This is a genomic window from Streptomyces sp. NPDC015139 (assembly GCF_043079785.1).
GTDB classification, from domain to species: Bacteria; Actinomycetota; Actinomycetes; order Streptomycetales; family Streptomycetaceae; genus Streptomyces; species Streptomyces albidocamelliae.
In genome coordinates this window covers 758044-779500 of the sequence record NZ_JBIBUW010000003.1, presented here as the reverse complement: position 1 = coordinate 779500, position 21457 = coordinate 758044, and the positions used below count along the sequence as shown (strand labels likewise).

At 73.8% G+C, this 21457-nt stretch carries 13 protein-coding genes; 10 read left to right on the top strand and 3 right to left on the bottom strand.

Annotation, left to right across the window (positions count from 1 at the left end):
- The first annotated feature begins 236 nt into the window (after nucleotides 1–236).
- The gene (locus ACF08B_RS12225; protein WP_392317245.1) at nucleotides 237–1946 is read left to right on the top strand and encodes a glycerol-3-phosphate dehydrogenase/oxidase; all 1710 of its coding nucleotides are present in this window, start codon (nucleotides 237–239) and stop codon (nucleotides 1944–1946) included.
- A gap of 62 nt (nucleotides 1947–2008) precedes the next feature.
- On the opposite strand, the gene ACF08B_RS12220 is transcribed toward ACF08B_RS12225, so the two are convergent.
- Nucleotides 2009–3052 (bottom strand): serine hydrolase domain-containing protein, encoded by a 1044-nt coding sequence (locus ACF08B_RS12220; protein ID WP_392317244.1) that lies wholly within the window; start codon nucleotides 3050–3052, stop codon nucleotides 2009–2011.
- A gap of 170 nt (nucleotides 3053–3222) precedes the next feature.
- Between ACF08B_RS12220 and ACF08B_RS12215 the strand changes: the two genes are divergently transcribed.
- The 5 genes from ACF08B_RS12215 to ACF08B_RS12195 all read left to right on the top strand — a co-directional run bounded on the left by ACF08B_RS12215 (nucleotide 3223) and on the right by ACF08B_RS12195 (nucleotide 13639).
- Nucleotides 3223–5325, top strand: coding sequence for a serine/threonine-protein kinase (locus tag ACF08B_RS12215; RefSeq protein ID WP_392317243.1), 2103 nt, complete (start codon nucleotides 3223–3225; stop codon nucleotides 5323–5325).
- 162 nt (nucleotides 5326–5487) lie between these two features.
- Nucleotides 5488–8133, top strand: coding sequence for a protein kinase (locus ACF08B_RS12210; protein WP_392317242.1), 2646 nt, complete (start codon nucleotides 5488–5490; stop codon nucleotides 8131–8133).
- Between the two features lie 139 nt (nucleotides 8134–8272).
- Nucleotides 8273–10003 (top strand): serine/threonine-protein kinase, encoded by a 1731-nt coding sequence (locus ACF08B_RS12205; protein WP_392317241.1) that lies wholly within the window; start codon nucleotides 8273–8275, stop codon nucleotides 10001–10003.
- A gap of 120 nt (nucleotides 10004–10123) precedes the next feature.
- A complete protein-coding gene (locus tag ACF08B_RS12200) occupies nucleotides 10124–11797 on the top strand; it encodes a protein kinase (protein ID WP_392317240.1) in 1674 nt (557 codons plus the stop codon).
- Nucleotides 11798–11917: 120 nt separating this feature from the next.
- Nucleotides 11918–13639, top strand: coding sequence for a serine/threonine-protein kinase (locus ACF08B_RS12195; RefSeq protein WP_392317239.1), 1722 nt, complete (start codon nucleotides 11918–11920; stop codon nucleotides 13637–13639).
- Nucleotides 13640–13681: 42 nt separating this feature from the next.
- Here the strand turns inward: ACF08B_RS12195 and ACF08B_RS12190 are convergent, their stop codons facing one another.
- Nucleotides 13682–14593, bottom strand: coding sequence for an AraC family transcriptional regulator (locus ACF08B_RS12190; protein WP_392317238.1), 912 nt, complete (start codon nucleotides 14591–14593; stop codon nucleotides 13682–13684).
- A 71-nt stretch (nucleotides 14594–14664) separates the two neighbouring features.
- On the opposite strand from ACF08B_RS12190, the gene ACF08B_RS12185 reads away from it, so the two are divergent.
- The 4 genes from ACF08B_RS12185 to ACF08B_RS12170 all read left to right on the top strand — a co-directional run bounded on the left by ACF08B_RS12185 (nucleotide 14665) and on the right by ACF08B_RS12170 (nucleotide 20208).
- Nucleotides 14665–15567, top strand: a complete 903-nt coding sequence (locus ACF08B_RS12185) for an MBL fold metallo-hydrolase (protein WP_392317237.1) — start codon at nucleotides 14665–14667, stop codon at nucleotides 15565–15567.
- A 45-nt stretch (nucleotides 15568–15612) separates the two neighbouring features.
- Nucleotides 15613–16578: a serine/threonine-protein kinase gene (locus ACF08B_RS12180; protein WP_392317236.1), complete on the top strand. Its 966-nt coding sequence runs from the start codon at nucleotides 15613–15615 to the stop codon at nucleotides 16576–16578.
- A 136-nt stretch (nucleotides 16579–16714) separates the two neighbouring features.
- Nucleotides 16715–18328 (top strand): succinic semialdehyde dehydrogenase, encoded by a 1614-nt coding sequence (locus ACF08B_RS12175; protein ID WP_392317235.1) that lies wholly within the window; start codon nucleotides 16715–16717, stop codon nucleotides 18326–18328.
- Nucleotides 18329–18402: 74 nt separating this feature from the next.
- Complete coding sequence (locus tag ACF08B_RS12170; RefSeq protein WP_392317234.1) at nucleotides 18403–20208, top strand: GMC family oxidoreductase N-terminal domain-containing protein; 1806 nt, start codon at nucleotides 18403–18405, stop codon at nucleotides 20206–20208.
- A gap of 739 nt (nucleotides 20209–20947) precedes the next feature.
- On the opposite strand, the gene ACF08B_RS12165 is transcribed toward ACF08B_RS12170, so the two are convergent.
- Complete coding sequence (locus ACF08B_RS12165; protein WP_392317233.1) at nucleotides 20948–21289, bottom strand: chorismate mutase; 342 nt, start codon at nucleotides 21287–21289, stop codon at nucleotides 20948–20950.
- Between the last annotated feature and the right edge of the window lie 168 nt (nucleotides 21290–21457).

Below are 21457 nucleotides of genomic sequence, written 5' to 3'. Positions count from 1 at the left end.
AACCGCTGTGGACAGCCAGAGCGAGTGCAATGTCAGACTAGGTACACATATGACCACCATGTGTGATTGTGTTCGTGTGTCTTGCGAGGGTTGTGCGCGAGTTGTCCACAGGTTGGGAGCCCGTGGTGGCTGAAGTCGGGCAACCCGGTCAGAATTTGGGCATGAGGAGGGGGTGAACCGGGCTTCGCCCACCGGGTGCGGCCGACGCGAGCGATGTGCGACAGCGGGAGGCAGCGGTGAGGACAGCGACTCTGGGGCCGGCGCAGCGCGCCGAGGCACTGGCGGCGATGGCGGAGCGCGAGCTGGACGTACTGGTGGTCGGCGGTGGAGTCGTCGGAGCCGGCACCGCGCTCGACGCGGTCACCCGCGGCCTGTCCACCGGACTGGTCGAGGCCCGCGACTGGGCGTCCGGCACCTCCAGCCGGTCCAGCAAACTGGTCCACGGCGGCCTGCGCTATCTGGAGATGCTCGACTTCGCGCTGGTCCGCGAGGCCCTCAAGGAGCGCGGTCTGCTCCTGGAGCGGCTCGCCCCGCACCTGGTCAAGCCGGTGCCCTTCCTGTACCCGTTGCAGCACAAGGGCTGGGAGCGGCTGTACGCGGGCTCGGGCGTCGCGCTCTACGACGCGATGTCCATGGCCCGCGGGCACGGCCGGGGCCTGCCGCTGCACCGTCACCTGAGCCGTCGTCACGCCCTGCGCGTCGCGCCCTGCCTGCGCAAGGACGCCCTCGTCGGCGCCCTTCAGTACTACGACGCCCAGATGGACGACGCCCGGTTCGTCGCCACCCTGGTGCGCACGGCTGCGTCCTACGGCGCGAAGGTGGCCAACCGTGCGCGCGTGACCGGGTTCCTGCGCGAGGGCGAGCGGGTGGTCGGCGCCCGGGTGCAGGACGTGGAGGGCGGCGGGGAGTACGAGATCCGCGCCAAGCAGGTCGTCAACGCCACCGGTGTGTGGACCGACGACACCCAGGCCATGGTGGGCGAGCGCGGTCAGTTCCACGTCCGGGCCTCCAAGGGCATCCACCTGGTGGTGCCCAAGGACCGCATCCACTCCACCACGGGCCTCATCCTGCGCACGGAGAAGTCCGTCCTCTTCGTCATTCCCTGGGGCCGGCACTGGATCATCGGTACCACGGACACCGGCTGGGACCTGGACAAGGCGCACCCGGCCGCGTCCAGCGCCGACATCGACTACCTGCTGGAGCACGTGAACTCGGTGCTGGCGGTGCCGCTCGGCCGCGACGACGTGCAGGGGGTGTACGCCGGTCTGCGGCCGCTGCTGGCCGGCGAGTCCGACGCCACCAGCAAGCTGTCCCGGGAACACACGGTCGCCCACCCGGCCCCCGGACTGGTCGTCGTGGCGGGCGGCAAGTACACGACCTACCGGGTGATGGCGAAGGACGCCGTGGACGAGGCGGTGCACGGCCTCGACATGCGCGTCGCCGACTGCGTCACGGAGGAGACCCCGCTGCTGGGCGCGGAGGGCTACCAGGCGCTGTGGAACGCGCGAGCGCGGATAGCCGCCCGCACCGGCCTGCACGTGGTCCGGGTCGAGCACCTGCTGAACCGGTACGGCTCGATGGCCGAGGAGATCCTGGACCTCATCGCCGCCGACCCCGCCCTCGGCGAGCCGCTGCACGCGGCCGACGACTACCTGCGCGCCGAGGTGGTGTACGCCGCCTCGCACGAGGGCGCCCGGCACCTGGACGACGTGCTCACCCGCCGCACCCGCATCTCCATCGAGGCCTTCGACCGGGGCACCCGCAGCGCCCGTGAGGCGGCCGAGCTGATGGCCCCGGTCCTCGGCTGGGACAAGGACCAGGTCGAGCGCGAGGTCGAGCACTACGAGAAGCGGGTGGAGGCGGAGCGGGAGTCCCAGCTCCAGCCGGACGACCTCACTGCGGACGCGGCACGCCTGGGCGCACCGGACATCGTGCCGCTCACCTGACGGCGCGGGGTTCACTCGAACGAGTGTCGTGAACCGGGATCTTTGTGCGGAACCGGCTCGTTCTACCAGGTGCGAGGGCAGAACTCGGCTTCGAGCAGGGCCGGTTCGAGGCGGGGATCTGCGATCGCGTCCGTGTTCACCCGGAAGGTGAGGACACGCCGGCCGTCGGCGGTGGCCGCGCTGCGCACGTAGCTGCCGGATATCCGGCCGTTGTGTCCCCACACCGTGGTGCCGCAGGGCAGTCTCACCGGAAACAGGCCCATGCCGTACGCGCCGTGTGCGGCACGGGTGTCGAGCATCTCGCGCAGCCGGCGCGGGGGCAGCAGCCGGCCGCCGAGCAGTGCCGCGTAGAAGCGGTCGAGGTCGGCCAGCGTCGTCACCAGCTCACCCGCCGCGCCGGCCACGCGCGGGTCGAGCCGGGTGACGTCGGAGCCGTCGGCGGCGTAGGCGCGGCCGTGCGGCGAGGGCAGAGAGGTGCGGGATCCCGGGAAGGAGGTGCCGGTCAGACCCAGCGGGGCGATGATGCGCCGCTCGGCCTCGGTGGCGTAGGAGTGACCGGTGACCTGGCGGAGGACCAGGCCGAGCAGGACGTAGTTGGTGCTGGAGTAGGAGTAGCGGCCCCGGTGGGCCGGAGGGAGGAGGAGCGCCAGGCGGACGGCCTGAGACGCGGTCAGGGGCACGGTGCCGTGCGTCGCTTCGGTGAAGTCGGGCAGCCCGCTGGTGTGGGTGAGCAGGGCGCGCAGGGTGATGTCCCGGCCGTCGGTGCCGGGCCCGCGGAGCAGTCCCGGCAGGTGCCGCTCCACGGTGTCGGACAGGGAGAGCCGGTGCTCGGCGGCCAGTTGGAGCACGAGCGTGGCGATGAAGGTCTTGGTGACGCTGCCGGCCCGGAAGTGGTCGGCGCGGGCGATACCCCGGCCCGCGGCCGTGTAGTGGTCGTGGCCCTCGTCCCGGGTCAGCAGGGCGGCGGCGGGCGCCCCGCCCTCGGCGACGAGCAGCGGCAGGACGGTGTCCACGGGCGCGGTCGGGCCTGCGTCCGGACGTGCCGCCGGGGCCAGCAGCAGGGCCGCGGACACCGCCAGGGGCAGCAGTGACCTGAGTGTCGGCATGCCGGTTCCTCCCTTCTTGAGGGCCATCATCCCGGTAAACGGAACGCATGATTCAGGGGGGTGCCCGGTGCGCGGAGGGCGGGCCGCGGCCAGAGGCACCCTGGGCGTCGGCCACTTGTCGGGTGAGAGACAATGGAGGCTCTGTCAGGGCGGGTTGTATGAGGGGACGCATGTCGGAGGCGGAGCGGGCGGGAACATCTCGTCAGGAGACTCGTCGGGACAAGAACGAGCGGCGTCTCCTCGCCGGGCGGTACCGGCTGGGAGACGTGCTGGGCCGGGGCGGCATGGGCACCGTCTGGCGCGCCGAGGACGAGACCCTGGGCCGGACGGTCGCCGTCAAGGAGCTGCGGTTCCCGACGAACATCGACGAGGACGAGAAGCGGCGCCTGATCACGCGCACCCTGCGCGAGGCGAAGGCGATCGCGAGGATCCGCAACAACAGCGCGGTGACGGTCTTCGACGTGGTCGACGAGGACGACCGGCCCTGGATCGTCATGGAGCTGGTGGAGGGCAAGTCCCTCGCCGAGGTCATCCGCGAGGACGGCCTGCTGGAGCCCAAGCGGGCCGCCGAGGTGGGCCTCGCCATCCTCGACGTGCTGCGTTCCGCGCACCGCGAGGGCATCCTGCACCGGGACGTGAAGCCGTCCAACGTGCTCATCGCCGAGGACGGCCGGGTCGTGCTCACCGACTTCGGCATCGCGCAGGTCGAGGGCGACCCGTCCATCACCTCCACCGGCATGCTCGTCGGCGCGCCCTCCTACATCTCCCCCGAGCGCGCCCGCGGCCACAAGCCCGGACCGGCGGCCGACCTGTGGTCGCTGGGCGGACTGCTGTACGCGGCGGTGGAAGGCATTCCGCCGTACGACAAGGGTTCGGCGATCGCCACGCTCACCGCGGTGATGACCGAGCCCCTGGAGGAGCCCAAGAACGCGGGCCCGCTCAGGGACGTCATCTACGGCCTGCTCACCAAGGACCCGGCCAAGCGGCTCGACGACGCCGGGGCCCGGGCCATGCTGAGCGTGGTCGTCCACGCCCCGGAGCCGGAGTCGATGGACGCCACGCGGGTGGTCGCGCTGCCGGGGCAGCCCGACTCGCGCGAGGGCAAGCGGGGCGAGGAGGCGGGGGAGAAGCTGCGCGGCGCGCTGCGTTCGGTCCGCAAGGCCGCGGGTGCGGCCACCGCCGCGGCCGCGACGCGGTCGAAGACCGGCGGTGACACCGCCAAGCCCGGCACCGCCAAGCCCGGCACCGCCGAGCCCGGCACCGCCGAGCCGGGCCCGGCCAAGTCCGGCACCGGCGCTGCGGCCGGGGCGGGAGGCGCGACCGCCGGCACGAAGTCCGGCTCCGCCGGATCCGCGGGCACCGGGAGTGCGGGCAGGCCGGCGGCCACCGCCCCGGACGCCGCCACCACACCGGACACCGGTGCGAAGAAGCCGAGTTCCGGCTGGCCGGTGGTACCGCCGCCGGACCTCGACCTGCCGCCGCGTCCGGTGCCCCGGGCGCCGCTGACCGACGTGGTGCCGAAGCGCACCCTGATCGTCATCGCCGTACTGATCGCCCTCGCGGTGCTCGGCACGGTGCTCGTCCTGACCCTGAACGGCGGCGACAAGGACGGCGGGAGCGGCGCAGCCGCGCCCGGGGCCAGCGGCAGCGCCTCCACCAAGCAGGACAAGAGCACGGGCGGTACGCGGGGTGAGAACGGCGGGACCCGGGCCGGGGGCGCGAACTCGGCTCCCGCGAGCACCGGTTCGGACTCGGACAAGGCCACCGACGTCAGCGCGAGCGCGTCCGACGACAAGTCCGACCCGGACGACTCCGGCGACAAGGGCTCCTCCGACGCGGCGCCGGCGGTCACGACCCGCAAGAGCGGTCAGGGCTACTCGATCGGGCTGCCCAAGGGCTGGTCGTTCAAGTCCTCCGACGGCGCCGGCGACCGTTACACCGGGCCCCAGGGTCAGCGGCTGCTCGTCGGATGGACCAGCACGCCCAAGAGCGACCCCGTGGCGGACTGGAAGAACCAGGAACGCGGCATGGTCCGCGCCCAGTACCGGCGGATCCGCATAGAGGCGGTGGACTACCGGAACTGGAACACCGCCGACTGGGAGTTCACCTACTCCGAGGGCGGCACCAAGTACCGCAGCATCGACCGGGGCTTCGTGGTGAACGGGCATCAGGGTTACGGGCTGATGTACAGCGCGAAGGCCGCCGACTGGGGCAGCGAGCTGCGCAAGGACACCTGGAAGACGCTGACGAAGTCCTTCCGGCCCAAGTCGTAGACGTTCACGGCCGGTTTGCCGCGTGAGAATCCGTCATCCACTCCGTGCGGGTTGCCTCCGGCACGTATCGTGAATGGTTGCGGACCGTACGCAGCCGGACGGGTGTGCGAAACGGTCCGCGAGGCGAACGGATGTGACCGAAGGGCGGCCGGGGGAGGCGCAGTGGACGACTACGCGGGTCGGGTGCTCGCCGACCGCTACCGCCTGCCGTTGCCGCCGTCCGACGAGTACGAGCTGACCGAGAGCCGGGCCTTCGACACCTACAGCGGTCAGGAAGTGCTCGTCCGTCAGGTGCCGTTGCCCGAGGTCGTCGAGGCCGAGGTGCTCGACGCGGAGGGGCTGCCCGAGGGCTTCACCGCACGGGCGCGCGGCACCCGTCCCGGACCGGCGACCCGGACCGCGACCCGGCGCCCCGCCGATCCCGCGGTGCGGCGCGCCGTGGAGGCCGCGCAGGCCGCGGCCCGCATCCCCGACCATCCCCGGCTGGACCAGGTGTTCGACGTGTTCGCCGAGGGCGGGTCACTGTGGGTGGTCAGCGAGCTGGTGGCAGCACGCCCGCTGTCCGCGCTCCTCGCGGACAAGCCGTTGACGCCGTACCGGGCGGCCGAGGTCGCCGCCGACGTGCTGATGGCGCTCCGGGTGCTGCACGCGCACGGCTGGGTGCACCGCAACATCACCGCCCGTACGGTTCTCGTCTGCGACGACGGCCGCGTGATGCTCACCGGTCTCGCGGTCGGCGCGGCGGAGGAGGCCCTGTGCGGCTACGACCCGGTGCCGGCCCAGGAAGGCTTCGAGCCGGACGCGCGGGCGGCGGAGGGGCCCGGGCCGGGACCCGCGGCGGGCCCGGGCTCAGGTCCCGGCACGCACCCGGCAGGTGACCGTGGGGCCGCGGGCTCCCCCGGCTCCGGCGGTGTCCCGGCGCCGGACGTCGATCCGGAGGCCGCGCGCCGGGCCGCGATCCGGGCGAGGGCGGTGGGCGGGCTGCCCGCGCCGGGGGACGACGACGTCTCCGGCGGACCCGGTGCGCCCGGGACGCCGTCCGGTCCGGCGGGACAGCGGGCCCTGGAGAGCGGCGGGGACATCCGGGCCGCCCGGGCCGGTGCCATCGCCGCCTACCGCGCGGGCGCCCGTGCCGCCGCCCGCGTGCAGGAGGCCCAGCAGAACGGGCGCGCCGCGCTGCCCGGCGCCCGGCCGCCCGCCGAGGACGACACCGGCACCGGCCGGGCCGGCGCCGCGCCGCCGTCGCCGTACGCCACCGGGACGGGCGGTGCGACGCCGCCCGGCCGGATAGCCGACCCCTACGGCGTGCAGGGAGCGCCGTGGCACGGCGCCGCGCCGCGTACCGGCACCGGAGCGACGCCCCCGGCCCTGGGCGGCGCTCCCCAGCGGGCCGGCCTCCCCCCGGGCGACCCGCACACCGGCCGGCCGGGCACCGCACCCCGGGCGGACCTCGCCCCGCAGGCACCCGACGGCCCCGGCCATCGGAGCACCACCCCCGCTCTCCCCGCGCAGACGACCGCGCGCTGGGGCGAGGAGCGGGCCGGCGGTGCCGTACGCCGGGGGCCCGGGACCGCGCTGGCCGCCGAGCGGGCGCGGCAGGTGCGGATGACCGTGGTGGGGCCGGTGACCGAGCGGTGGGCACCGGAGCAGGCCGGGCCCGTGCACGAGAACTGGCAGCTGGCCGCGCCGGTCGGCCCCGAGACCGACCTGTGGGCCCTCGGCGCGCTGCTCTTCCGCGCCGTGCAGGGACACGCGCCCTACCCCGAGGAGTCCACCGCCGAACTGGTCCAGCTGGTGTGCGCCGAGCCGCCCGCGTTCGCCGAGGAGTGCGGACCGCTGCGCCCGGTGGTGGAGTCGCTGCTGCGCCAGGACCCCACCGACCGGCTGGACTTCGAGGAACTGAGCGGCTGGCTGCGCTCGCTGGTGCGGTCCGCGCCCGAGCCGGACGCCGGTACGCACGTCGTCCCCGTCCCGCCCGCCGACCCGAGCCGGCTGCCGATCGTCCGGCGCCGTGGCGAACTGGTCCGGCGGCGCCGCGCAGCCCTGCCCGACACCCATCCCCACGGCCGCCACAAGCGTGCGCGGGAGGGCCGCGGTTCGCCGCGCAGCCTCGGCCGGACCCTGCTCCTGCTGATCCTGCTCCTGCTGGCCGGCGCGGTCGCCTACGCGATGCTGTTCATGCCGAAGCAGAAGGAGGACGGCGCGGCGGGGGACGACCGCACCGGCAGCGCGGGGCAGGCGAGTCCGGCGCCCTCCCGCTCGGCCGGACCGACGTCCGGACGGAGCACGCCGGACGGCAGCCCCTCGGCCTCCGCGCCGGCCACCGGGACGCAGACCGGCGGCGACCCTGCCGTCGCCGACGGCTTCACCCTGCGCAAGGACCCCGACGGCTTCCGGGTCGCCGTGGCCAAGGGCTGGGACCGCACGCCCAGGAACGGCAGCGGCCAGGTGGTCTACGCGCACGGGAACTTCGAGCTGATCGTCGTGCCCGGCCGGGACGGCACCTCGTCCTACGGCAGCGACCCGATGGTCTACCAGCGGGACAAGGAGAAGGAACTCCAGCCGTACCGGGACTCCAGCTGGTCCACCGCCACCGGCCTGAGAACCATCGAGGTGGGCGGGCGGACCATGGCGGAGGGGCAGTTCACCTGGACCGACGGCCAGGGACGCGACCTGTACGTGCGCAACATGGCGATCCTGATCGACGGCCGCTACCACCTCGTCCAGGTGCGCGGTCCCGAAGCTCAGCGGGACGAGATCACGCGGCTCTACGACCAGGCCACGGCGACGTACCGCTACACGGGTTGAGCGCCCCGTATACCGGTGGGGCGGCCCGGAACACGACAACCGTCACAGGACTGTCACCTTGGTACCCCGCTTGTTCCCAGAGGGAGGGGCGGTCCTTAGTCTGACCCTGTCAAGAGCATTGCGGGGCAACGTGAATCAGATGCAGGGCCTGCTCATAGCGGGCCGCTACCGACTCGCCGATTCCATCGGCAGCGGCGGCATGGGCCGGGTGTGGCGCGCCCACGACGAGGTGCTGCACCGGTCGGTCGCCGTCAAGGAGTTGACCGCCGCTCTCTACGTCTCCGACGGCGACCGGGCCGTTCTGCTCGCCCGTACCCGCGCCGAGGCGCGTGCCGCCGCGCGCATCAACCACTCCGCCGTCGTCACCGTGCACGACGTGCTCGAACACGACGGCCGCCCGTGGATCGTGATGGAGCTGGTCGAGGGCCGTTCGCTGGCCGACGCGGTCAAGGAACAAGGACGCGTCGAGCCGCGGGAGGCCGCGCGCATCGGGCTGTGGGTGCTGCGGGCGCTGCGCGCCGCGCACTCCGCCGGAGTCCTGCACCGGGACGTCAAGCCCGGCAACGTCCTTCTCGGGCAGGACGGTCGAGTCCTGCTCACCGACTTCGGCATCGCCCAGATCGAGGGCGACACGACCATCACCCGCACCGGAGAGGTCGTCGGCTCGGTCGACTACCTCGCGCCGGAACGGGTGCGCGGCCATGACCCCGGCCCGTCCTCGGACCTGTGGGCGCTCGGCGCGACGCTGTACACGGCCGTCGAGGGCCGCTCGCCGTTCCGCCGGACCTCGCCGCTGGGCACGATGCAGGCGGTCGTCGAGGAGGAGGCGGAGGAGCCGCGGCACGCCGGTCCGCTGGGGCCCGTCATCGCCGCCATGCTGCGCAAGGAACCGGGCCAGCGGCCGGGCGCGGAGGACGCGGAGCAGATGCTCGCCGAGGCGGCGGAGGGCCGCAGGCCGAGCACGGCACAGGCGTTCGTTCCGACGCAGAGCTCGGGCCTGTCCGCGGGCCGGACCCACCGGCAGGGTCCCGCGGACCACGGGCCGGACACCGCGGGCCACGGGCACGGGACTTCGGGGTACGGCTCCGGTACGGCGGCTGCCACGCACGGCACGAGTACGGTGCCGGGCACAGGGCGTTCGGCGACCGGCCCCACGGCCGTGGCGTCCGTGTCCCAGGCGGCGGGCGGCCGGACGGCGGGCCGGCCACGACGCCGGCTGCGCACACTCGCCCTCGTCGTCGCCTTCGCGGCCGTGCTCGGCGGCGGCGCGGCGGTGGCCTACCAGAAGTGGGACGGAACGCGATCGGACACCGGCACCGGGACGGGGGACGGCACGAGTCCCGCGCCCGCGTCCTCGGGCGGCGGCGCGTCACCGGGCCCGGGTGGTGCGATCCCGGCCGGCTGGCGGACCTACCACGACCCGCTGGGCTTCAGCCTCTCCCTGCCCAAGGGCTGGAAGCGCAAGGTGTACTCCATCCAGGGCGATCTCAAGCAGGTCGACTACACGCCGGACCAGGGCAGGCACTTCGTCCGCATCGCCATCGACGGCTCATCCGACTTCGCCGATCCGCTGTCCCACCAGAAGGACCTGGAGCAGCAGCTCCAGCGGCTGCTCGACTACAAGCGCGTGCAGATGACCGAGAACACCTACCGCGACTGCAAGGGCGCGGTGTGGGAATACACCTGGACGGCGCTGAAGAAGGACCCGCCCTTCGTCCCCGGCCCCCGGCGCGCCATCGAGGAGACGTACTTCTCGCGTCAGGGCACCGAGTACGCGATCTACATGTCCGCCCCGGCCCAGGACTGGCCGACGACCAGCCGGCAGTTCGCGTGGGTGCTGCGGGGCTGGCAGCAGCCGGAGGCGGGCTGATCCGGCCGCGGCGCCGAGGCGCCCGAAGCGGCCGAGGACGGCCGGAAATGCAGGTTGGGCGGCCCGGCTTGGCCGATCGGCGCCCCGGAGCGCATGGGTCCGGTGCGGCATGATGGGCGCATGGGGACCGAGGGCGCCGACTTCCGGGTGATCGCGGGCCGTTACCGCCTGGAGGAACGCATCGGGCGTGGCGGCATGGGCGTCGTGTGGCGGGCGAGCGATCAGGTGCTGGGCCGCCTGGTGGCGGTCAAGGAACTCCTCCCGGACGACTCGTTCGCGGACGACGACGCGCGCCGGCGCCGCGACCGCACCTTCCGCGAGGCGCGCGCGGTCGCCCAGCTGCGCCATCCGCACATCATCGTCGTGCACGACGTCCTGGAGCAGGACGACCGGCCCTACCTCGTCATGGAGTTGGTGGACGGCGGTTCGCTCGCCGACCGGATCGCCCGGCAGGGCCCGGTCGACGCCGCCGAGGCCGCGCGCATCGGCATCGCGCTGCTGAGCGCGCTGCGCACCGCCCACGAGGCGGGGGTGCTGCACCGGGACATCAAGCCCGCGAACGTCCTGATCGAGTCCGGCACCGACCGGGTCGTGCTCACCGACTTCGGCATCGCGCAGGTCGCGGGCGCCACCACGCTCACCGAGACCGGCTCCTTCGTCGGCTCGCCCGAATACACCGCTCCGGAGCGGATGTCGGGGCTGCGCACCGGGCCCGAGTCCGATCTGTGGTCGCTGGGCGCCCTGTTGTGCACGGTGCTCAGCGGCGAGTCCCCGTTCCGGCGCGACTCGCTCGGCGGGATCCTGCACGCCGTCGTCGCCGACGACATCCGGCCGCCCGCGCAGGCCGAGCCGCTGCTGCCCGTCGTACGGGGCCTGCTGGACCGCGATCCCGACCGGCGGCTCGGGACGGCGGACGCCGAGCGGATGCTCTGGACGTACCTGGAGACGGGACGGACCCCCCACGGGCCGGGCGGTCCCGGTGCGGCGGGCGGCCACGGCAACGGGCGCGTCCCCCGGTTCGGCGGCAGCCGGACGGGCCGTACGGGGAAGGTGCCCGCGCCCTACACACCGACGCAGCGGGACGTCCCGCACAGCGGTCCGCCCACGTCCGCCGTGCCCCGGCCGTCCCGGCGCCCGGTGCTGGTCGCGGCCCTGCTCGTCGCCGCGCTGGCCGGGGCCGGTGTGTCGGCCGCGGCGCTGCTGCTGCACGGGGGCGGGGACGGGGGCGGGGGCCGACCCGGCGGTACGGCGACGTCCCCGGCGACCCGGACCGGCACGGGCACGAGCGCACCTCCGGCCAGCGGAGCACCGGGTACGTCGCCCGGCGCCACCGGCGGCTCGCGTCCGGCGCCCTCCGGCTACCGCACGGCGCGGGAACCGGCCGGGTACTCCCTCGCCGTACCGGAGGGCTTCACCCGCAGCCGCGAGGGCGAGCGTGTCTTCTTCCTCTCGCCCGGCGGGACCTTCCGCCTCGGCGTCAAGGTCACCGGCGTCCAACCGGGCGGTCCGCGGCTCGTGATGGAGCGGTCCGCGGCCAAGGGACCGGCCAACAACCCCGGTTACCGCGACGGCCGGGTCACCGGCACCGAGCACGACGGACACCCCGCCGCGCTGTGGGAGTTCACCTGGGACGGCTTCAGCGCCACCGAGGGCCCGCGGCACACCTTCGACCTGTGCTGGGAGGAATCCGGGCGGATGTACGACGTGTGGGTGTCGGCGCCGGTCGGCGACGTCAGCGAGGCCCGCGAGTACTTCGACGTGGCGGTCGACACCTTCCGCGCCCCGCGCGGCTGAGCGCCCCGTCCCCGCGGGGCGGACGTGCGCGTACCGGGCCCTCGGCGGCACGGTCACGGGTGTGTGACCGGTTCGTGTTCCCTGTGGATGCGGGCGCCGTCGGCGCGATATGGATGAAGCATGAGCAATGACGGGGGAGCCGGTCACGGGACCGACGACACGACGAGCTTCGTTCTGCGACCGCCGCAGCCGCAGTGGCAGCACCGGCCGGAGGCGCAGGGGCACGCGCACCCGGACCCGCAGCCGCAGGCGCACCCCGCCCCCCACCCGGATCCGCACGCCGTACCGGCCGCCGCCGTGCCCGGGGCCCCCGCGGCCCCGTCCGTCCCCGCGCAGGTCCCGGGCGGCGGACGGCTGATCGCGGGCCGCTACCGGCTGCTGGGCAAGCTGGGCCACGGGGGCATGGGCACCGTGTGGCGGGCCAAGGACGAGACGGTGGACCGCGAGGTCGCCGTCAAGGAGCCCCGCGTCCCCGACCACCTTCCCGAACGGGAACGCGCCAACGCCTACGAGCGCATGCGCCGTGAGGCCCGCGCCGCGGCCCGCCTCGACCATCCGTCCGTGGTGAACGTGTACGACGTCGCGGTCGTCGACGACCGCCCGTGGATCGTGATGGAGCTGGTGCGCGGCCGCACCCTCGGCAGCGCGCTCCAGGAGGGCACCCTGGACGCGCGCGAGGCGGCCCGGGTCGGCCTGGAGGTGCTGGGCGCGCTGGAGGCGGCGCACGCGGCGGGCGTCCTGCACCGGGACGTCAAGCCCGACAACGTCCTGCTCGGCCGGTACGACCGGGTGGTCCTCACCGACTTCGGGATCGCCCAGATCGAGGGCGACACACGGCTCACGGACACCGGCGGCTTCGTCGGCTCGCCCGAGTACATCGCGCCGGAACGGGTGCTGGGGCAGCGGCCCGGACCGGCGAGCGACCTGTGGTCCCTCGGCGTGGTCCTGTACACGGCCACCGAGGGCGTCTCGCCGTTCCGCCGCAGCAACACCCCGGCGACCCTCCAGTCCGTCCTCAACGCCACCCCCGCCGCGCCCGCGTCCGCCTCGGGCCCGCTGGCCGAGGTCATCAACGGACTGCTCCAGAAGGACCCCGCGCACCGGCCGGCCGCGGACCGGGTCCGCGCGCTGCTGGAGGAGGCGGCGAAGCCCCCGGCGCCCCCCGCGCCGACCCGGCCCGTGGCGACGACCGCCCCGGGGGAGGCGCCCGCCGCCAGGTCACGGCGCCTCGGCCGTGGGGTGTGGCTGGGCCTGGGCGCGGCCGTGGTGGCCGCCGCCGTGGCGGGGTACCTCGTTCTCGCCGACCCGTTCGCCGGCCCCCTGCCCGACGGCTGGAAGAAGCGGCCGGAGGCCCGGCTGGGTGCCACCCTCGCCGTCCCCGCCGGCTACCGGGCCGTCCGGCCCGAGAAGGACGACTCCGACAGGAACTGGGTGGCGTACGAGGACTGGAGCGGAAGCATCCGGGTCGAGCTGCACCTGGCCCGGAAGGCGCAGGACTCCCTGCACGAGATCAAGAACACCGCGCGGTCCCAGATGTACGCCGACGACGAGAAGTTCCGCAACGAGGGCGAGTACCGCCTCGACATGCCCGAGGGCGCCAGGACGCACCCGGACGACACGGCCACGTACCACGGCAGGCAGGCCGCGCAGAACACCGTCGGCTACAAGACCGACGACAGCGAGGACCCCCGCCCGCGTGAACTCCAGATCTTCTACTACCGGACCACCGCCGGGGACCTGTACACGCTCGTCGTCGGCTATCCGGGCGCGGGCGACTTCACCGCCCGGGGCCGGGAGGTGGCGAAGGCGGCGATCGCCAACCTGGACGTCACCAAGCCCTGACGCATGCCCTGGCGCAGGCCCCGACGTCACGAAGGGCTGACGTCATGAAGCCCTGAGGCCGCGGTACCGGCCCGGTGTCATCCCGAACTCCCGGCTGAACGCGTGCGACAGCGCGTACGGGCTGCCGTACCCCGTCTCCCGGGCCACCGTCGCGAGCGGTGCGTCGGAGTCGCGCAGCCGGGTCGCGGCCAGCGTCAGCCGCCACCAGGTGAGGTACGCCATGGGCGGACGGCCGACCAGGGAGGTGAAGCGGCGGGCGAGGGTGGCGCGGGAGACACCGGCCCGCGCGGCCAGCAGGGCGGTGGTCCAGGGAGCGGCCGGTTCGGCGTGCAGGGCGGCGAGGGCCGCGGCCGTCGCCGGGTCGCTCAGCGCGGCCGGCCAGCTGCCGGTGTGCGCCCCGGCCGTCCAGGCGCGGACCATGTAGACCAGCAGCAGGTCCAGCAGACTGGGCAGGGCCAGACTGCCGCCGGGCCGCGCACCGGCCAGCTCCCGGCACAACAGGTCCACCGCGCAGCGCAGTTCGGGGTTCTCCCCGGCCCGGTGGGGCAGCAGCACCAGATCCGGCAGCTCCGCCAGCAGGGGGTGCGTCCGGCTGCGGTCCAGCCGGTACTTGCCGCACAGCAGTTCCACCTCGGGGCCGCTTCCGGGCAGGACCGCGCCGGTGTCCCGCACCTCCTCGAACCGCACCGCCCGGTGGACGTCCACCGGGTGCCGCGAGCCGTCCGCCAGCAGATGCCCGGTCCCGTGCGGAAGCAGCACCACGTCGCCCGGACCCAGGGCCACGGGCTCGCCGCCGCCGTCGGTGAGCAGCCGGCAGGAACCGCCGAGCACGACGTGGAAGCCCGCCCCCTCGTACGGCGCCAGCCGCACGCACCACGAGCCGGTCACCCGGAGCCGGTTCGAGGAGGGACGGCCGGCCCGGACCGCGGAGATCGCGTCGCTCACCACATCCATGAGACGCCAGCGTATTCGATCGAGCCTGGTGAGCATCGAAATGCTCACGTCGCCCTTCTAGTGTCCTGCACATGGCTGAAGACACCGTGCAGAAGTTCATGATCGGCGACGTCGAGGTCCTGCGGGTCGTCGAGTGGCGGGGCCCGCTCGCACCGGCCCGCCGGCTCGTCCCCGAAAGCCGCCCCGAGCTGTGGCGGGAGCACGAGGACCAGCTCGCCCCCGGCCACTGGCAGCCCGCGGAGGACCTGGCCGTGGCCGCGCTGCAGACCTGGGTGGTGCGCAGCGGCGGGCGAACCGTGCTCGTCGACACCGGGGTGGGCCGGGACCGGGAGCGGCCCGCGAACCCGCAGTTCCACCGGCGCGACGGCGACCTGCCCGGGCGGCTCCGGCGGGCCGGCGTGGACCCGGCGGACGTCGACCTCGTGGTGAACACCCACATCCACGCCGACCACGTCGGCTGGAACACCCGGGACGCCGGCGGCGCGTGGGTGCCGACCTTCCCGAACGCCCGGTACCTGCTCCCGGCCGCCGACGACCACCACTTCGGCCCCGAGGGCGGCTACGGGGGCGGAGTGCGGGTGGACGACCGGCTCCTCTACGAGGACAGCGTCGCGCCCGTGCACCGGGCCGGACAGGCGCAGGTGTGGGAGGGGGAGCACCGGATCGACGAGCACCTCGTCCTCGCGCCCGCCCCCGGACACACACCGGGCTCCTCCGTCCTGCGCGTCGCCTCCCGTGGTGAACGCGCCGTGTTCGTCGGCGACCTGCTGCACAGCCCGGTGCAGATCCTGCGGCCCGAGTGCAGCAGCTGCTTCTGCCTCGACCCGCGGCAGGCGGCCGAGACCAGGCGCCGTGAGCTGGAACGTGCAGCGGACGAACGGGCGTTGGTGATTCCCGCCCACTTCGCCGGAGCCGGCGCGGTGGAGGTACGGAAGGCGCGCGACGGCTTCACCCTGCACCGGTGGGCCGCCTGACCGCCCGCTTCGACAACGGCGTGGTGCGCACGGTACTCATGGGACATGACTGAAGACGGTGAACACCCGCCCGACGGACGTCTGATCGGCGGCCGTTACCGGCTGACCGGGCGCCTCGGCTCCGGTCCGGCCGGGACCGTCTGGCGCGCCCGGGACGAACGGGACGACGTCCTGGTCGCCGTCAAGGAGCCGCTGCTGCCCGGCGATCCGGCCGAGGACGAGGAGAGCCGGCGCGTCGCGCACCGCCTCTACCGCGAGGCCCGTACCGCCACGCGGGTACGGCACCCCTCCGCCGTCACGGTGCGCGACGTCGTCACCGAGGCCGAAGTGCCGTGGATCGTCATGGAGTTGGTGGAGGGCGAGTCCCTGGAAACGGCCCTGCGGCGCGGTCCGCTGCCGCCGGCCGAGGCCGCCCGGGTCGGACTCGCCGTCCTCGGCGCCCTGCGTGCCGCCCACGCCGTCGGCATCGTCCACCGGGACGTCAAGCCGGCCAACGTCCTGCTGGAGGAGGGCACCGGGCGGGTGGTGCTCACCGACTTCGGCATCGGCGACGGCCACCCGGACGAGGCGCCCGCCGGGTTCGTGGCCCCCGAGCGGGCGGCGGGGCCCGGTGCCGGTCCGGCCTCCGACCTGTGGTCCCTGGGCGCGCTGCTGCGCGGTGCCCTCGGGGACGCCGACCCCGGCCCGCTCGGCCCGCTGCTGGACCGGCTCCAGGCCGACGCGCCCGAGGCGCGGCCCGGCGCGGACGAGGCGGAGGCGGCACTGCGCGCGCACCTGGGGCCGGCACCCGTACCGGAGCGGGCGGAGCGGCCGGGGGAAACGGAGCCGCGGGAGGAGCCGGGGGAGTCGGAGTCCGGGGAGCCGGGGCGACCGGAGCCGTCGGCCGGGCCCGGGCCCGGGTCACCCACCCGGTCCCCGGCGCCCGCTCCCGCCCCGCCCGCCGACCCGCGCCGCCGCACCCCCTTCGCCGCCCTCGGCCTGCTCCTCGCGAAAAAACCCGGAGCCGAATGATCGTCGTGGCCTTCGGTACCCCAACGCCCTGATCAGCACATTTGCTGCCAGTGATCACTGGCAGTGTGTGAGCGGTCGGTGAATCCCCGTTACCGACGGGTACACAAAGCTTCCCCACCGGCATACCCTGCGCCTCATGACGGACACGCAGGCCCCGGACATCGCCGGTACCAACCCCCTCGCACCCGCACCCGCGGGCGCCCGCACCGCCGCCGACGTGGTCACCCCGGAACTGGTGGCCCAGCTCACCAAGGGCGTCGTCGGCTCCGGACGCACCGCCAACCACACCCCCTTCACCGGCGAGAAGCTGGCCGACCTGCCCGAGTCCACCCCCGAGGACGTGCTCCGGGCCTTCGAGGCGGCCCGTGCCGCGCAGGCCGTGTGGGCGAAGGTCCCGGTACGGCAGCGGGCCGCCGTCCTGCTCCGCTTCCACGACCTGCTGCTGGAGCGGCAGGCCGAGGTCCTCGACCTCGTGCAGCTGGAGACCGGCAAGGCCCGGCTGCACGCGCACGAGGAGGTGCAGGCCGTCGCCGTCGCGGCCCGCCACTACGGCCGCCGGGCCGCCGCCTACCTGCGGCCGAAGCGGCACGCGGGCGCCATGCCCACCCTGACGAAGGTCTCCGAACTGCGGCACCCCCGCGGGGTCGTGGGCCAGATCGCCCCCTGGAACTACCCGCTGGAGCTGTCCGTCGGCGACGCCCTGCCCGCCTTCGTGTCGGGCAACGCGGTGGTCATGAAGCCGGACACGGAGACCTGCCTCACCGCCCTGTGGGCCCGCGACCTGCTCATCGAGTCCGGTCTGCCCGAGGGCGTCTTCCAGATCGTCCTCGGCGAGGGCCCGGTCGTCGGCCCGGAGCTGGTCAAGCACGCCGACTACGTCTCCTTCACCGGCTCCACCCGTACCGGCCGCGAGGTCGCCCAGGGCGCCGCAGCCCGTCTGGTCGGCGTCTCCCTCGAACTCGGCGGCAAGAACGCCATGCTGGTGCTGGACGACGCCGACATCGAGAAGGCCGCCGCCGGCGCCGTCCGCGCCTGTTTCTCCTCGGCCGGCCAGCTCTGCATCTCCATCGAGCGGCTGTACGTCCACGAGTCGGTCGCCGACGCCTTCCTGGAGCGCTTCGCCGCCCGCACCCGGGCCATGCGGCTCGGCAACTCCCTCGCCTACGGCGCGGACATGGGCTCGCTGGTCGGCGAGCGGCAGCTCGAGACGGTGGAACGCCATGTGCAGGAGGCCGTGGCCAAGGGCGCGAAGCTGGTCGCCGGCGGCGTCGCCCGCCCGGACATCGGCCCCTACTTCTTCGAGCCGACCATCCTCGACGGTGTCGAGGACTCCATGGCCGTGTGCGAGGAGGAGACGTTCGGTCCGGTGGTCTCGGTCTACCGTTTCAAGAGCGACGAGGAGGTCGTCGAGCGCGCCAACGCCACGCCGTACGGCCTGAACGCGTCCGTGTGGACGAAGGACGCCCGCCGGGGCCTCGACGTCGCCTCGCGCCTGCGCACCGGCACGGTCAACGTCAACGAGGGCTACGCGCCCGCCTACGGCAGCGTCCAGTCCCCGATGGGCGGCATGAAGGACTCCGGACTCGGCCGCCGGCACGGCTCCGAGGGCATCCTCAAGTACACCGAGGCCCAGACGGTGGCCCAGCAGCGACTGCTGCCGATGGCGCCCTCGCTGGGCATGGACGACGAGAGGTACGCGGCCTTCATGAGCCGCAGTCTGCGCCTGATGAAGGCCTTCCGCTTCCGCTAGCCGGCCCTTCACCCGACTCCATAGCCCCTGACCCCGATCCCCGTTCCCACCCCCGTTCTCGACGAGGAGAGCACGTGTCGCAGGAGAAGTCCGCCCAGACCCGGGACAAGGACGGGTACGACTACGACGTCATCGTCGTCGGTTCGGGGTTCGGGGGCTCGGTGTCCGCACTCCGCCTCACCGAGAAGGGGTACCGGGTGGGCGTCCTGGAGGCGGGCCGCCGCTTCACCCGGGACAGCCTCCCGAAGAACTCGTGGGACCTGCGGAACTACCTGTGGGCCCCCCGGCTCGGCATGTTCGGCATCCAGCGCATCCATCTGCTGGGCAATGTGATGGTGCTGGCCGGCGCGGGCGTCGGCGGCGGCTCCCTCAACTACGCCAACACCCTCTACGTGCCGCCGAAGCCGTTCTTCGACGACCCCCAGTGGCGGGACATCACCGACTGGGAGGAGGAGCTGAAGCCGTACTACGACCAGGCACGGCGGATGCTCGGCGTACGGCTCAACCCGACCATGACCCCCTCCGACGTGCACCTGAAGGCGGCGGCGCAGCGGATGGGCGTCGGCGACACCTTCCACCTCGCCCCGGTCGGCGTCTTCTTCGGCGACGGCGAGGACGCCGACGGCACGGCGAAGGCGCGGCCGGGCGGCGAGGTGGCGGACCCGTACTTCGGCGGGGCCGGCCCGGCCCGCAAGGCGTGCACCGAGTGCGGCGAGTGCATGACCGGCTGCCGGCACGGGGCGAAGAACACCCTCAACGAGAACTACCTCCACCTCGCCGAGAAGGCGGGCGCGGTGGTCCACCCCATGACGACGGTCGTGTCGGTCACGGACGACTCGCGCGGCGGGTACGCCGTCGCGACCCTGCCGACCGACCGGAAGAAGAAGGGCGCGGGCCGGATCCTCACCGCACGCCGGGTGGTGCTCGCGGCCGGCACCTACGGCACGCAGACCCTGCTGCACCGCATGAAGACCGCCGGCCACCTGCCGTACCTGTCGAACCGGCTGGGCGACCTGACCCGCACCAACTCCGAGGCGCTGGTCGGTGCTCAGACCGACGACCGCCGCTACCGCAGGGCGACCGGCGAACCGCGGGCCGACTTCACGCGCGGAGTCGCCATCACGTCCTCGATCCACCCCGACGAGAACACCCACATCGAGCCGGTCCGCTACGGCAAGGGCTCCAACTCGATGGGCGGCCTCTCCATCCTCCAGGTGCCGTACGCCGAGGGCTCCTCGCGCGTGCTGGCGTGGCTGGCGAACGCCGCCCGGCATCCCGTGCTGGTCGCCCGCTCCCTGTCCAACCGGCGCTGGTCGGAGCGGACCATCATCGGGCTGGTCATGCAGTCCCTGGACAACTCCCTGACGACGTACCTGAAGCCCGGCGGCCCCGGCAAGGGGCTGCTGACCGCACGCCAGGGACACGGCGCCCCGAACCCCAAGCAGATCAAGGCCGCCACGGAGGCCGCCTCCGCGCTCGCCTCCGAGATCAACGGCTTCGCGGGCAGCAACGTCGGCGAGCTGATGGGCACCCCGCTCACCGCGCACTTCCTCGGTGGCTGCCCCATCGGCGACTCCGCGGAGACCGGCGTGATCGACCCGTACCACCGGCTGTACGGCCACCCCGGCATCTCGGTCGTGGACGGCGCAGCGGTCTCGGCGAACCTGGGCGTCAATCCGTCGCTGACCATCACCGCGCAGGCCGAGCGGGCGATGTCCTTCTGGCCGAACAAGGGCGAGGCGGACCCGCGTCCGGCGACGGGGACGGCGTACGAGCGGCTGAAGCCGGTCGAGCCGCAGACCCCGGCGGTCCCGGCGGAGGCGTTCGGCGCGCTGCGGCTGCCGTTCCTCGGGATGCCGGCGGTACCGCCGAAGAAGTAGGCCGTGGGCCGGGAGGCGGGAGACCGGGAGCCGGATGGCCCGGGACGGCGAAGAGGGACCTGCCTCCCCCTCCGAAGGCAGCTCCCTCTCACCGTCTCGTGAGCCGGCGCACCGGTTTCTTGATCCGGCAGGTTTGATCAGCGAAAAGGCGGAAGGGTTGCCCGGCCCACGTGGGTTTTTCGTGTGCGGTGGGTCACATGTCCGGGCTGGGGTGATCGAGGACATGACGAAGGGCCCCGCGGGACGGAGAGGCCGCGGGGCCCTTCTTTCAGTCAGCACCGGCGTCAGGGCAGCGCCGGTGCCTGGGAGCGGCGCCGGGGGGTTGCGCCGCTTGTTCGTGTTGCCTTCATGGCGGATGGGCACGACCTGTGGTGGTCGGCCGGTGCACCCAATGCCGTTGTCTGCGCCGGGACTTGGGGCTGTACGCATCGTGGTGGATGAGCGCGGCATCCGCAACCGTTTGACCCGGCACTGGTGCATATTTGCAGTTTTTCCGCCGGTCGGCCCCGGGCGTCCCCGGAGCCGGCCGTTTCTCTTGGGTGACCGGGCTGCTGTCCCCTGCCGTCCGGTCACTTCCTGGAGCGAGGTCCCACGGCGTACGGCACGACCCGTACGCCTCATCACTCCAGCGAGCCACGCGTGGTTCTGTCGGGCCCGCCCCTGGCTGGCACGGACACTCCCCTCAACGAAGCGGTGCGCGAGCCGGTCACGCGCCGTACGGGTGAGACCGGGTCCGAACTCAGATGCGACCCCGGCACAGCTCCAGCAGCGTCATGGCCAGCGGGGTGCCGGGCTTGCCGAGGGCGTCGCGGTAGCGGCCGAGGATCTCCATCTCGCGGGACAGGTGCACGCGGCGGCCGCCGGAGGCGATGCGGGTGCGCTGGACGACGGAGGAGACGGCCATCCGCTCCTGGATGAGACCGATGATCCGGTCGTCGAGCACGTCGATGCGCTCACGGGCGTCGGCGATGGTCGCCTCCGGTGCGGTGGCCGGTGGGGTGGCCGGTGCCGGGCCGGAGGCCGCTGCCGGGGTGGGGCCCGCTGCGGGGCTGGTGATCGCTTCCGGGCTGGTGGTGGTCACGTCGGGCTCCTCGTTCGGGATGGTGGATGCCCTGGGCCGGCGGAACCCGGAAAACGACAGACGCCCCGGGCCTTGTCGGCCCGGGGCGCCTGGGAAGTCGCTTGGCGTTCGCTCAAGCAGCACGACCATGGCAGCCGGCGGGCCCGGTGCCATAGGTAAAGACGTAGG